Raw genomic sequence first — 13,910 nt, 5'->3', positions numbered from 1 at the left:
GTTTTATCCTTTTATTATATCCGCCTAAACCAATTTTATAAAAAAAAAGACCGCGTTCCGGGAGAACGCGGTCTTTTAATTTTCAGATGCACTTCTCCCTAGGTATTGTTGTCACGCCACCACCAAGAAGCACGGTCTGCGAGCAGATCCATATCACCTGCGGCTGCGAGGGAGAGAAAAGAACGGAACAGACGAGTCGCTTCCTGACTGTACTGATTTGCATCGGTAATAGTGCTGAAGAGATCGCTGTCCTGAGTTACCATCTTACGCGCGGATTCGAGTCTGCGTCTGAAAGATGGAGTTACGAATTTTTTAATGTTGGGTATTTCCCGGGAACAAGCCAGAAAAGCGATTGTGGAGCTGAAGTTCAGGGCCTGAATCATGGCCATAGCCTTATCGTGTTCTTCAATGGAAGATTCAAAGGCACCGAAACTTAGGCGTTCGAAAAAATCCTTCACCGCAAACAGAGCCGGACGGTCTTCCTCACGTTTGGCTACAAGAGCCACTGTGGGATCGAAGTCAGTGGGAATAACCGGTCCGAACAGGGGATGTGTTCCAACTACCGGACCATCGTAGGACCGCAGCATCTGCTCAATAGGACGGCCCTTGACCGAACCTACATCAGAAAGGATAGCCCCTTTCCTCATATGCGGAATGACGACAGGAAGAACCTCGTCCATAACCGTTACCGGAATGCACAGGATAACCAGATCGGTATCCGGGAGACGGCGGGCCATCTTCTCCTCATCAAGGGGCGTATCAAAGCGGTAGACCATCAGCCCGGCCCTTTCGGCAGTGAGCGCGAGAAAGCCGCCCATCTGTCCACGGGAGCCGACGATGGCTACACTGTGAATTTTTTCAAAATCGCACCCCATGGCTAACAACCGTTTCCTTTTTTTACTTTTTCCCATTCACTCCAGAAACCGGGGAAAGATTTAGCTACACATCCCGGTTCTTCAGGAATGGATTCAATACCGGCCATGGCAAAAATAGCGGTACACATGGCAAGACGATGATCATCATAAGTCTTGAATACAATGCGTTCACCCTTTTTTAGCGGCGCCGGAATAATGGTGATGGAATCATCGGTGATTTCGGCCTTTCCGCCGGCACGCATGATCTCGGCTGCGCTCGCCTCTAAGCGGTCACATTCCTTGATGCGCAGGTGGGCAACATTGGTGATGGTAGTCGGGCTGTCCGCGAATGCGGCGGCAACAGCGACGGTGGGTACCAGATCAGGACATTTGCTCATATCCACTTCCACACCGTGTAGTTTGGAAGGATACACGGTTACGCTGTGTCCGTCACTCTCAATCTTAGCCCCCATGGACTTGAGGATATACATGATAGCCATGTCGCCTTGAAGGGAATTTACGGACATTCCTTCAATCTTCACAGGATTGTTACCTACGGCCCCGGCAGCAAGAAAATATGAAGCATTGGACCAGTCACCTTCCACCCGGTACTCATCGCGTTCAAATCTGGAAGGATGAACCACGAAACGGATTTCACCGGGCACAACCTTTTCCACTTTCCTCCAGTCAGTCTTTTTCCATTCACCATTTGCTTTAAGCTGGACCTCAAACTTGATCCGGAAATCTTCCATCACATTCAGGGTCAAAGCCACATAAGGCCATGAAACAGCTTTTTTTCCGATAACATTTATGATTGTTGTATCGTCCGCAAGTGGCGCGCCGAGCAGCAGGCCGGAAATATACTGGCTGGATTCCTCAATCGAAATATCTATTTCCCGGCCCTTAAAGCCGTGAGCCTCGAGGGTTACCGGAGGGTATCCCGGCTTATCGGAAAAAGTGACTTTAGTGCCCTGCGATTCCAGCGCGCTGGTCAAAGCTCCGATGGGACGGTCGTGCATGCGTGGAGTTCCCTGTACCCGGAAAAGACCATTGCCCGCTCCGGCGAGAGCGGTGATCAATCGGCAGGTGGTGCCGGAATCACGCATTTCCAGAACAGCAGGTTCCTTGACGCCGCCCTTGGGGCCACCGCTCATTCCGATCACAGTGGTTGCAGTGCCGTCAATATTAAACCGGGCGCCCATAGTATCCAGACAATCCATTGTCCGGTTGATATCGTTACTGTCCAGAGGATCAAGTACCACAGTAGTACCTTCAGACAATGCCCCTGCAATCAACGCCCGGTGAGAAAGCGATTTGGACGAAGGAGCTTTTACGATTATTACGTTTTCAGAAGTCATTTTATATATATCCTGACACTCAGTCTTTAAAATTTATTTCAATAATGAAAGCGACGAATCCCTATTAAATCAAACCGCCGTCCTGTGCGCCTGCCGGGTAACACCCCAGAATCTTAAAAGTCAGGCAGCGGTTTTTAAGATCTTCAATGAGCGATTCATGCTCTTCGGCTCCGAGGTCTCCCTGCAGGTCGACAAAAAACATATACTTCCATTTTTCGCCAAGTGCGGGCCTCGACTCAAGCTTCGTCATATTGATGTCATGACCGGAAAGCTCATTCAGGACTTCCACCAGCGCACCGGGGCGGTCCGGGGTGGTGAAAAGGAGCGATGTTTTATCGCGCTTATCTTCCTGGCCGGGTTTTGGTCCTATGATCAGAAAACGGGTCCAGTTGTCCGGCAGATCCTCAATTGCTTCTGCGGCAACGTGCAGACCGAACAAATTTGCAAGCTTCACGTGCCCTACTGCGGCAACGGGACCTTCACTTTCGGCTACCATCTGGGCTGCCTTTGCTGTGGACTCCACAGACACGAGCTCTGCACCGGGCATATTGGCCCGCAGCCAGCCGGTGCATTGCTCAAGTGCCTTGGAGTGTGAATAAACAGTCTTGATCTCGCTTATATCGGCACCCTTGGTCATAAGCCCGTGACTGATGCGATGATACAGTTCGGCCTGAATAAAGACGGGGTAACGCATAAAGAGATCAACGTTCTGCCCGACCGTTCCCTTGAGCGAATTTTCAAGGGGGATGATGCCTAAATCGGCCTCGCCCTTGGAAACGGCCACAAAAATATCTTCAAAATTGTTTTTTGGGAGCAGATCGGCCTGACGTCCCATGTGCTGTAGTCCTGCAAAATATGAGAATGTCCCTTCGGGGCCTAGATAGACCACTCGTTCAGGCCGTTGCAGCCTGCGGGAGGAAGAAATTATTTCACGATAAATGGCTTCGAGATGTTCGGCGGGAAGCGGCCCGGGGTTGCGACCTGTAAGGCCGCACAGAACTTCCTGTTCACGGAAAGGCTTGAAAATCTGATCGGATGATCCGGCCTTGATGGCGCCGACAGCGAGGGATGCGGCGGCACGCTTGTTTAGAAGATCAAGTATTTCACTATCTAAGGAATCAATTTCAACCCTAAGGTCGCCAAGATTTTTTTTGCTGGACTGTGACATTTTATTATTAATCCTCTGAAATCTCTTCTTTGATGCGCATTCCGAAATGACGGCCGGCTTCATCAATACGGCAAAGAACCTGATCGCCGACCTGAAGTGTTACTACACTCACAGGTTCACCGTCACCATTGACGACTCTTATGGTTTCAGCATTCTGGAGAAAGACCTTACCGGAAACGGGACCTTCGGAAGTTTCCACCTCGGCAGTTATAAGCAGCATGGGGCGGACCTCAAGCTTGCTGCGTCCGACAACTGCTACGGAAGTATTGCCTTCTTTATCGACAACCAACACCTCGGAACCGGAACGGAGCTCTTCAAGATAAGTGGTCTTATCACCGGGCTGAATGGCATAAGCATGCACGGCCCCGGCATTAACCCGGAAAGGACGCGCAGCGACATAAGGATTGGATTCTGTCTCCGCATGTACCAGAAAGGTGAATGCGGAAGAATTACCGGTCAGGATGCCCTGCCCTTTTTTGAGCTTGGAGGTGGTATCCACACATACCCGATGGGCAAGTCCGGCGGATTCGATTCCGGTTACGGTTGCTTTCTGTAAATCCATTTTACCCTGCGAAAGTTTCAGTTCTGCAACTATCTGCTTGAGATCGGCAGCTCCTTCAGGAGTGACGACGATTGAATCCGCACCACGTTCCATAACACTGGCAGCCAGCCTTGCACGCTCCAGTGATTCGGCCTCAAGAGCGAGGGAATCAATCTGGGCAAGCAGATTTTCAACTGGAATAATTTCCCATCCGGCCGCAAGGCAGACGTCTTTGCCTTTTTTGTCAAGGTCAACAGCAACGGCTTCATCGGCTTTTTCGTTGATGGCTACGCAGGGCATATCATCGTGGGTGATGACATTTATACGTCCAAGGGATTCGATGGTTTCCTTGTCTTCCGGGGAAGTCAGGATCGCATCCACCCCGGATTCAAGGGCGAGGCTGACTAATTTTTTATCGAAAGGGATCGCTTTAAAAATAATTTTTTTCATTTTCGTATTCCTGAGCTTCAGCTATTCGCCGATGTGCGCGAGAGCATTATCAACTGTTTCATCATTGTGGACAATCATGTGCAAAGCCTCAACCAGTTTAACGCGGTTTTCATGCTGGAAAACATTGCGGCCGACGGAAAGACCGGCACCGCCTGCTTCAATGGAGTCTGCAACCATCTGGAGGAAATCGCGGGTGGAATCGAGCTTGGGACCGCCGGCGATTACAACCGGAATACAGCAGCCTTCGACCACATCTTTGAAAGTTTCAATATTACCGGTGTAAGGTACTTTTACAATATCGGCACCAAGTTCTTCTCCGGCGCGGGCGCAGTGAGCAACAACTTCCGGGTCGTATTCATCTTTGATTTTAGGACCTCTGGCGTAGACCATCGCAAGCACAGGAACGCCCCAATTGGTGGCTGAAGAAGCAACTTTACCAAGATCGGAAAGCATCTGCGATTCTGACTCGTCACCGAGATTTACATGCATGGAAACGGCATCAGCACCGAGACGAAGAGCGTCTTCAACAGTACCGACCAGAGTTTTTTTATTGGGAAGAGGAGAGAGACAGGTGGATGCGGAGAGATGAACAATAAGGCCAACGTCGCCGCCTTCTTCTCGATGGGAGCAGCGGACGAGGCCCTTATGCATGAGCACGGCATTGGCTCCGCCCTTGACCATATCGTTAACTGCCCGGCGCATGGAGCGAAGTCCTTTAAGAGGGCCGACGCTGATACCGTGGTCCATGGGAACGACAATTGTCCGGCCTGTATTGCGGTTTACTATCCGCTCCATTCTTACGCTTTTACCAATCTGCATTTTAATTTCTCCTGAAGTTTGCCTCTAGTTCTCCAAGATCCGCTTCCCTTTTTGGCGACCCTAGTTAAAAAAAAAGGGCCGCCGGCGATTCTTCGCCTGCGGCCCTTTCGTAGAGGTCGTTTGCTATGTTCTTTTTACTTTTTGTACTAGCAAACCTCCACCCGACCACAAGCGTGGGAGCACCAAAAATAAAAAAAGTAAAAAAAGTATGAGAGGCCAGTGCCTAGGGTGTTAAAAGTCTGCATGGCTTTCTTGTAACCGGGTCCTAAAAAAATTGTCAACAACTTTATTGTTTTTTTTACCATCATTAATCTAATGAACACTGTTTGTCATTTTTATCTCTGTTTGAGGATGCTACATATTTGCAAGTTTACCTTTTTGTAATTTCACATATGTTCAAATACGACAAAAACGTTCAAAAATACATTTTTGTAATCGATATTTTTATCACAATATAAAAAAATGCAATAATTTCAGAGTGTTATATTTTTGGCACGGTCCATGCTTAAAGAAAAACATCCTTGAAGCAATCAACACCCCTAAGGAGGACTGTATGACTATTAAACGTTCAATGGTAGGCCGTAAAATTCCGGCCCTCGCAATGCTCATGCTCCTGGCAGCACCTTCCGCGGCTTTCGCGGCTGAAGAGGCTATGTCTCAGGTTCACGGTAACATTCTCTGGACTCTTCTCGCCGCTATACTTGTATTTTTTATGCAGGCAGGTTTTGCATGCGTTGAAGCAGGATTTACCCGCGCAAAAAGTGCAGGTAACATCCTGATGAAAAACTTTCTCGACTTTGCAGCCGGTTCAATCATCTTTTTTCTGATCGGCTTCGGTCTCATGTTCGGTCTTGATGCAGGTGGCTTCATCGGCACAAGCGGATTTTCCCTTGCAGGAATCGGACTTACCGACCCCGACTCACAGTGGACCATTACTTTCTGGTTCTTCCAGTCTGTATTTGCTGCAACAGCTGCAACCATCGTATCCGGTGGTATCGCCGAGCGCACCAAATTCAGCAGTTATCTTCTCGTTACCTGTATTGTTACCGGTCTGATCTATCCTATCTCAGGTCACTGGGCATGGGGCTCTCTCTGGCTCGGCGATTCCGGTGCAGGCTGGCTCGAAGGTCTGGGATTCATGGACTTCGCAGGCTCCACTGTTGTTCACTCCGTTGGTGGCTGGATCGCACTTGCAGGCGCTATGATCCTCGGACCCCGTATCGGCAAATATACTGCTGACGGTAAAGCCAAAGCTATCCCCGGTCACAACATTCCGCTGGCATCACTTGGTGTATTCATCCTCTGGTTCGGTTGGTTCGGTTTTAACCCCGGTTCCACCACCACTGCTGACGGCTCCATCGGTCTCATCGCTGTAACAACCAGTCTCTCCGCTTGTGCGGGTACCCTCGGTGCAATGTTCACCTCCTGGTTCAAATACGGCAAGCCTGATATCTCCATGACCTGTAACGGCGCTCTGGCTGGTCTGGTAGGTATTACCGCTCCCTGCGCAACCGTTACTCCCGGAGCTTCAATCATCATCGGTATTATCGCAGGTATCCTGGTAGTTCTTTCCATCGAGTTCATTGATAAAGTGCTGAAAATTGACGACCCGGTTGGTGCGGTTTCCGTACACGGTGTCTGCGGTGCCTGGGGAACTATCGCTTGTGGCCTCTTCACCACTCCCGCACTCAACGACGGCACAGGCGGCCTGTTCTACGGCGGCGGTTTCGGAATCCTCACAACTCAGCTCATCGGTGTAGTAGCCTGCTTTGTCTGGGCTTTCGGAATGGGCTACCTCGCTTTCAGCCTCGCCAAAGCTATAATGGGCATCAGGGTAACAGCTGAAGAAGAAATGAAAGGTCTCGACATCAGCGAACACGGCATGGAATCCTACAACGGCTTTCAGATCTTCTCCAACGAATAATCGAACCACCAGCAAGAGAGGAATAATATAATGAAACTCATCATCGCATATGTCAGGCCCGAGTGCCTCACCCCAGTAAAACAGGCCCTATACGCCAAGGGAATCTACACAATGTCGGTTACCAACATCCTCGGCTCCGGTAGAGGAGCAGGATTCACCGAAACATATCGCGGCGTAGTAATGGAAGTTAACCTGCTCAAAAAAGTCCGCATCGAAATCGGTCTGGATGACGAAAAAATAGACGGAGCACTGGAAGCTATCAAAACCGGTGCACAGACAGGCAAAGAAGGTGACGGTGTCATCTTTGTACAGGACCTTAACCGGACCATCAGAATCAGGACCGGCGAAGAATCACTCTAAGCACAACACGTTAACCACATATCACTCTAACCCCAATTAGTGTACAGCAGGTCGGATTTAGCATCGGCAGTTAAGCCCGACCACCCTCGGTCTGATGACCACCTCCATCAGATCGCAACGGCCGAAAGGGACTTCCCACCCTTTCGGCCGCTTTTTGAAAAACAAATACTCTAAGCGCTCTTAAGAATTTGATTGTGTCGAAAGCCTTTTTAAACTAAGCGACTGCTTTTATGAATATCACTACAGACTTCTCAATTGCAGAAATCATTGAAAATGATTGCCTGACCACCGTGCTGCAGCCGCTTATATCCATGAACCGTAAGGGAGTCATAGGATTCGAGGCCTTGACCAGAGCCATAAATCCCCACACCGGGGAAACCATTCCCCCGTTCATGCTCTTCGGCATGTGTGAAGACTTGAAGACCCTTACCCTACTGGATAGAGCCTGCCGCAAGAAAGCCTTCGAAACATTCGCACCGATTTCAAAAAGAGACCGTTCACTACTTTTATCCGTAAATATTGACGCGGGTATCATCAATGAAAAGACTTTTGGTTACGGGTTAACCAGAAAAATGGTAACCCAGTGCGGTATACCGACAAACAATATCATTCTTGAAATAATTGAATCCAAGGCCGGAAGTGACTGTGCTTTGAGTTCTTTTGTCGGCAATTCCCGCGATTGCGGTTTCCTCATCGCTCTTGATGACGTGGGGACCGGTCATTCAAATCTGGACCGTATCCCATCCCTTGAGCCGGACATAATCAAGATAGACCGCTCACTGATCACCGGTATCAATAAACAGTTTTACAACAAGGCAGTAACCCGCTCGCTTATAAGCCTTGCCGAGCGCACGGGGTGTATGCCTCTTGCCGAAGGGATTGAAACGGTAGAAGAAGCCCTCACACTGATGGCAATGGGTATTGATGTTTTTCAGGGTTTCTTTTTCAGCAAGCCCTTACCTGCCGCCATTGCAGTTAAGACGGATAATACTCCCATAAAATTTTTAGCTTCACGTTTCAAAACCCATATTCTGGAAAAATTAAACCGCCAGAAGATTATGGAAAACAGCTACAAAAGAATGGCTGGGAAACTACGAGAAGCCCTTATGGACGGCACTCCGGACACTTCCGACTCGGCATTATCGACCTTCATAGCTGAAACCAAGGAAATAGAGTGTGCATATATTCTGGATACGCACGGAGTCCAGATTTCAGAGACGATCTGCAACCCGTATAAGCTTAAAGAAAACAGGCGTCTGATATACCAGCCCGCCCCGGCTGGCGCCGATCACTCCCTGAAAGAATATTACCTGACCATTAAATCAGGTAATGATTGGCACACCACTGCCCCGTACATTTCCCTTGCTTCAGGCAACAATTGCGTAACTGTTTCTACAAAATTATACGACACGCCGCGTTCACCAATAATCTGCATTGATATCAGCACAGAATAAGCCTGTACCTATAGCACAAAATATAAAGTTTGTTGCACCCTTGTAGGGATTGACATATCTTTCCTACCTCCAATTATGAAAGGACAAGGCAAGATGAATAAAGATACTTATGACGGGTTGATATACGCTGCAGGGGCATTCATTCTCTGGGGCCTGTTACCGGTTTACTGGAAATCACTGGAAAATGTTCCGGCTCTGGAGCTGCTCTGCAACAGGATTATCTGGTCGCTGGTCTTTGTAGGAATTCTACTTTTCTACAAAAAGAGATGGAAAGAAGTCAAAACAGCCCTTGCGGACAGCAAAGGTAAAATTCTGCTGACTATAAGCAGCTTACTCATTGGGACCAATTGGTTCATCTACATCTGGGCCGTTAATCACGGTCATGTAATAGATACCAGCATGGGCTATTACATGACTCCGCTGATGAATGCACTGCTCGGTTTCGCCTTCATGAAAGATAAACTTACCGGGACGCAGACCGTAGCAATCCTGCTTGCAGCCTGTGGGGTCGGATATTCTATAATTGATTATGGACACGTTCCTTACATAGCGTTAATACTGGCGGTATCGTTCTCGTTTTACGGACTGGTGCGCAAGATTATGACAGTTCAATCCCTACCGGGACTTTTTGTCGAAACTGCCGTACTCGCCCCTTTTTCCGCAGGATATCTTATCTGGCTGGCTTTTTCTGGTGAAATAAGTATACCTAAAATAAATGTAATCGAGAACCTGCTTCTGATTGGAGCCGGTGCCGCAACATCCATGCCGCTTATCTTTTTTGCTCAAGGAGCACGCCGACTGCGGCTGGTTACATTAGGAATGATGCAGTACATAGCCCCTACGCTGGCCCTTATGCTGGGCATTTTTGTATATAAGGAACCGTTTAACTCTACGAGACTGATTACATTTGCTTTTATATGGTGCGGCATCGCGGTCTATGTAGCAGATGGAATAAGAAATAATTTCAAGGCAATGTCAAAAATAAATAACCGGAAAAGAATTAAACCATGAATGCACCCAAAGATAATGCTGAAAGCAGCAGCCCGGAGCGAAACTGGATTATTCCGGCCGGCGCATCTGACTTCTTCAGCCGCTGGGTTCCGTTTAAATTGGTTATTCCACTGATATCTATTTTGGTCTTTGCCGGGTACTTCTGTCTAAAGATGGACACGATCGCCATCGATGAACAGGAAAAAATTTTCAATGAGAGCCAGGCCTTGCAGACAAATCTGATTGCAACCGCACTGGAAGACAAACTGAAAGATATTGTCAACACATCATACACTCTTTGCAACTACTCACTTATTGATTTCCTCAACGGTAAACGTTCCTCCGACTCCATCAAACATCTTTTTAAAATAAAACAGAGCTCCCAGACCGAAATTATCCTGTTCAGCTTCCACTCTGCCCCAAAAAAAGAAGACATAACTTCAGACATAAATACTCCACAGCTGGGGCTGGCCCATCAGGCAGCTCAGGACTGGGCAGAAAAGTACTATTCCGTTATTTCAGGTATGCATACCGGATTCATTACCCCCAAACCGCTGATAAACAAAAAAATACGTCTTGCCGGGTTGAACATGCCGGTCTGGGATAATGAACGGTTCGCGGGAATACTGACCGTGGTTATAGATCTGGACAAACTGGTTGACAAATACGTCGCCAATTTACGTATCGGTAAATTCGGCTCCGGATATATCGTAGATGGCTCCGGAATCGTTATATACGATCAGGAAAAAGATATTATCGGTAAGAATATTTTTGACCTTCACAAAGAATATCAAGATCTGCTCCGCATTGATTCCCGTATGCAAAACGAAAAGCAAGGGGTGGGCGAATACAGATTTACAGTACAAAGAAACAAGCATGTAGAACGCAAACTGGTTGCATGGAACACGGCCAGACTTGGAGAAAAAAGACTTATAGTAGCCATCTCCGCTCCTGAAACTGATGCGACCCCTTCTATGTATTCCGCACGGACTATCCGCTTGGCAATGCTGTGTTTTATCCTTCTCCTATGTTCCACTATTATATTCGTTTTTTACCACCACAGATCACAGCAGATTCTTCTATGTCAAAACAGAGAGTTACGGAGTAAAGACAATCTGTTTGAAGCCATTGCCGGAAATGCGCCGGGCGTCATCTATAAATGCGATACGGACAGCCCCTATGAAATGCATTACATCAGCTCTAAAATTAAAAAAGTCTGCGGTTATGATCCTTCTATTTTCCTCAAGAAAGGGAAAAGCATGTACTATGATCTGGTGCATCCCGATGACCGCACCAGCCTTAAGAATGCAATAAACGGCGCACTGAGCAGCAACAAACCCTTTGAATATGAATACCGCATAATCTGCAATGACGGCAAAGAGCGCTGGATGTATGAAAAAGGGGCCAAGCTTCCCGAAGAAAGAACCATGGTCGGTTTTATCCTTGATATTACAGACCGCAAAAACGAAGAAGAAGCCCTGCGCAGGGCCGAAGAAAACTACAGTGCGCTGGTAACAACCGCTCCGCTGGGTATTTTTCAGACGACTCCGCAAGGAAAATTCATCAGCGCCAACGGTCAAATGGCCAGTTACTACGGTTATAGTTCATCGGAATCATTCCTCAGCAAAAACATCAATATTTCAGCTTGCTGCTACGAGAATCCCGAAGACAGAGCCCGTTTACTGACGATTCTGGATAAATTCGGGCACGCAGAGAACTTTGAAGCCAAACACAAACGCAGGGATGGTTCCACATTCTGGGCCAGTGAAAGCATCATGGCAGTCAAGAATGCAGATGGAGAAATAATCCGCATGGACGGTTTTCTCATGGATATTTCCGACCGCAAGGAACACGAGAACACAATGCGCCGTCTGGCTATGTTTGATAACCTTACAGGTCTACCCAACAGGGTGCTTTTTGACGACCGCTTAAAGCAGGCTCTTTCCCGCGCTAAACGTAATAACATCAAAATGGGCATCCTTTACGCCGACCTTGATAACTTCAAACAGGTTAATGACGAGCTCGGCCACATTGCAGGAGACTCCGTGCTCAAGGAAGTCGCCGGAAGATTCAGCGATTGCCTGCGCACCAGTGATACCCTCTCGCGCATAGGAGGCGATGAATTCATTTTCATCCTTCAGGATATCGGCGCTCCGGGTGAAATTGAAGTTGTTGCCCAGCGCATCATCGATTCCATGCGCGCCCCTTTCTACATCAGCGAAAAGATATACAGAATCGGGGTCAGCATAGGAATCAGTATTTACCCTGAAAACGGTGATGAAAAAGAAAAGCTAATCCGAATTGCGGATGACGCGATGTACAAAGCAAAAAGGAAAGGTAAAAACGGATACTCATTTCTAACGACAGAGACATTGTAGACAAAGATTTCACACAGTTGTATTGACGCTATTTACTTATATGATAAAATTTTAAAAATCGGTAAAAATGTGCCCTGTTTTTCATATAGGGCATTTTCCACATTCTTCACAACATACCTGCACTGCATTTTTTGGAGTAATAAATGAAATTTCGTAATGAACACGACTGCATCGGCCTGAAGGAAGTTCCCGAGGACGCTCTTTACGGTGCCCAAACCATGAGGGCATCCGAAAACTTCCGCATCACCGGGATCCCCATCTCCCACTACCCGCATATTATTTATTCGCTGGCTCAAATCAAAAAAGCAGCCGCCCTGACCAACAATGAACTGGGAAGGCTTGAAGATGATAAGACCAAAGCCATCGTCTTTGCCTGTGAAGAGCTTCTGGCTGACAAACATCATGATCAATTTGTAGTTGATATCATTCAAGGCGGCGCAGGAACGTCCACCAACATGAATGCCAACGAAGTCATCGCCAACATCGGCTTGGAATTCCTCGGCTACAAACGCGGCGAATACGATCATCTGCATCCCAACATTCACGTTAATATGGCGCAGTCCACCAATGACGTGTATCCTACCTGCCTGCGGCTGACCCTCATCGCCAAGATGAATCAGCTCATTGAATCCATGGAATATCTGCAGGCAAGCTTCGCAACCAAAGGCAAAGAATTTTCCCACATCCTTAAGATGGGCCGCACACAGCTACAGGATGCCGTGCCCATGACGCTGGGGCAGGAATTCTCATCCTACTCAGTAATGATAGGCGAAGATATTGAACGCGTGCGTGAGGCCAAGGCGCTGATCTGCGAAATTAATATGGGCGGCACCGCCATTGGTACCGGCCTTAACGCACCGCCGAATTATGCCCATATGGTCACCGAGAAGCTCAAAATAATCAGCGGATTTGCCCTGGAACTGGCCCCGGATCTTGTGGAGGCGACTCAGGATACAGGAGCTTACGTACAACTTTCCGGTGTACTTAAGCGAGTGGCTGTAAAAATCTCCAAAATCTGCAACGACCTGCGTTTGCTCTCATCCGGACCGCGTTGCGGGTTGAATGAAATCAACCTGCCGGCCATGGCTCCCGGCTCTTCAATCATGCCCGGTAAGGTAAACCCGATTATCCCTGAAGTGGTCAATCAGATTGCCTTCACCGTTATCGGCAGTGATGTTACCGTAAGCATGGCTGCGGAAGCAGGTCAGCTTGAACTTAACGTTATGGAACCGGTGATCGCCGCTAATCTGATCAACTCACTTACCATCATGCGCCGTGGATTCCGCACCCTTGCCGACCGCTGCATCTCCGGAATAACCGCAAATGAAGATATCTGCCGCGGATATGTGGAAAACAGCATAGGACTGGTAACAGCGCTCAACCCCTACATCGGTTATGAAAAATCAACCGAAGTTGCCAATGAAGCACTGAAATCTTCGCGCTCTGTTTACGATATCGTCATAGAAAAAGGGTACATGTCCAAAGCAGAACTGGATAAAGCCCTATCGCCTGAATCCATGGTTCAAACGCACCCGTTGAACCTTATCGAAAAGAGATAAAAAACTTCGAGCCCGCACAGAAAAAAATGTGCGGGCTTTTTTTTAACGGATTTGC

Annotated in this window: 11 protein-coding genes; 6 read left to right on the top strand and 5 right to left on the bottom strand. The window is 48.1% G+C overall.

The window, feature by feature from the left end:
* Nucleotides 1-98: 98 nt before the first annotated feature.
* The 5 genes from ACKU35_RS07685 to ACKU35_RS07665 all read right to left on the bottom strand — a co-directional run bounded on the left by ACKU35_RS07685 (nt 99) and on the right by ACKU35_RS07665 (nt 5,190).
* Nucleotides 99-911 carry a prephenate dehydrogenase/arogenate dehydrogenase family protein gene (locus tag ACKU35_RS07685; RefSeq protein WP_319764687.1) on the bottom strand — a complete coding sequence of 271 codons (813 nt, stop codon included), beginning with the start codon at nt 909-911 and terminating at the stop codon, nt 99-101.
* A complete protein-coding gene (gene aroA / locus ACKU35_RS07680; protein ID WP_319764685.1) occupies nt 878-2,212 on the bottom strand; it encodes a 3-phosphoshikimate 1-carboxyvinyltransferase in 1,335 nt (444 codons plus the stop codon). Before aroA ends, ACKU35_RS07685 begins: the two co-directional genes overlap by 34 nt.
* Before the next feature lie 64 nt (nt 2,213-2,276).
* Nucleotides 2,277-3,380, bottom strand: coding sequence for a prephenate dehydratase (gene pheA, locus ACKU35_RS07675; RefSeq protein ID WP_319764684.1), 1,104 nt, complete (start codon nt 3,378-3,380; stop codon nt 2,277-2,279).
* 7 nt (nt 3,381-3,387) lie between these two features.
* The gene (locus ACKU35_RS07670; protein WP_319764682.1) at nt 3,388-4,371 is read right to left on the bottom strand and encodes a 3-dehydroquinate synthase II family protein; all 984 of its coding nucleotides are present in this window, start codon (nt 4,369-4,371) and stop codon (nt 3,388-3,390) included.
* Between the two features lie 21 nt (nt 4,372-4,392).
* Nucleotides 4,393-5,190, bottom strand: a complete 798-nt coding sequence (locus ACKU35_RS07665; RefSeq protein WP_319764680.1) for a 2-amino-3,7-dideoxy-D-threo-hept-6-ulosonate synthase — start codon at nt 5,188-5,190, stop codon at nt 4,393-4,395.
* Nucleotides 5,191-5,743: 553 nt separating this feature from the next.
* On the opposite strand from ACKU35_RS07665, the gene ACKU35_RS07660 reads away from it, so the two are divergent.
* From ACKU35_RS07660 to aspA, 6 genes are all read left to right on the top strand, one after another.
* The gene (locus ACKU35_RS07660) at nt 5,744-7,114 is read left to right on the top strand and encodes an ammonium transporter (protein WP_319764678.1); all 1,371 of its coding nucleotides are present in this window, start codon (nt 5,744-5,746) and stop codon (nt 7,112-7,114) included.
* A 30-nt stretch (nt 7,115-7,144) separates the two neighbouring features.
* A complete protein-coding gene (locus ACKU35_RS07655) occupies nt 7,145-7,474 on the top strand; it encodes a P-II family nitrogen regulator (RefSeq protein WP_319764676.1) in 330 nt (109 codons plus the stop codon).
* Between the two features lie 230 nt (nt 7,475-7,704).
* Nucleotides 7,705-8,928, top strand: a complete 1,224-nt coding sequence (locus ACKU35_RS07650) for an EAL domain-containing protein (RefSeq protein WP_319764674.1) — start codon at nt 7,705-7,707, stop codon at nt 8,926-8,928.
* A gap of 93 nt (nt 8,929-9,021) precedes the next feature.
* Nucleotides 9,022-9,939: an EamA family transporter RarD gene (gene rarD / locus ACKU35_RS07645; RefSeq protein WP_319764672.1), complete on the top strand. Its 918-nt coding sequence runs from the start codon at nt 9,022-9,024 to the stop codon at nt 9,937-9,939.
* The gene (locus tag ACKU35_RS07640) at nt 9,936-12,296 is read left to right on the top strand and encodes a diguanylate cyclase domain-containing protein (RefSeq protein WP_319764670.1); all 2,361 of its coding nucleotides are present in this window, start codon (nt 9,936-9,938) and stop codon (nt 12,294-12,296) included. The genes rarD and ACKU35_RS07640 overlap by 4 nt, the downstream gene beginning before the upstream one ends.
* Before the next feature lie 143 nt (nt 12,297-12,439).
* Nucleotides 12,440-13,855: an aspartate ammonia-lyase gene (gene aspA, locus ACKU35_RS07635; RefSeq protein ID WP_319764669.1), complete on the top strand. Its 1,416-nt coding sequence runs from the start codon at nt 12,440-12,442 to the stop codon at nt 13,853-13,855.
* Nucleotides 13,856-13,910 lie beyond the last annotated feature (55 nt).

The sequence above is a fragment of the Maridesulfovibrio sp. genome, assembly GCF_963676065.1.
Lineage (GTDB): Bacteria > Desulfobacterota > Desulfovibrionia > Desulfovibrionales > Desulfovibrionaceae > Maridesulfovibrio.
Note: the sequence above shows the minus strand (reverse complement) of the source record. Positions and strands in the feature narration are given on the sequence as shown.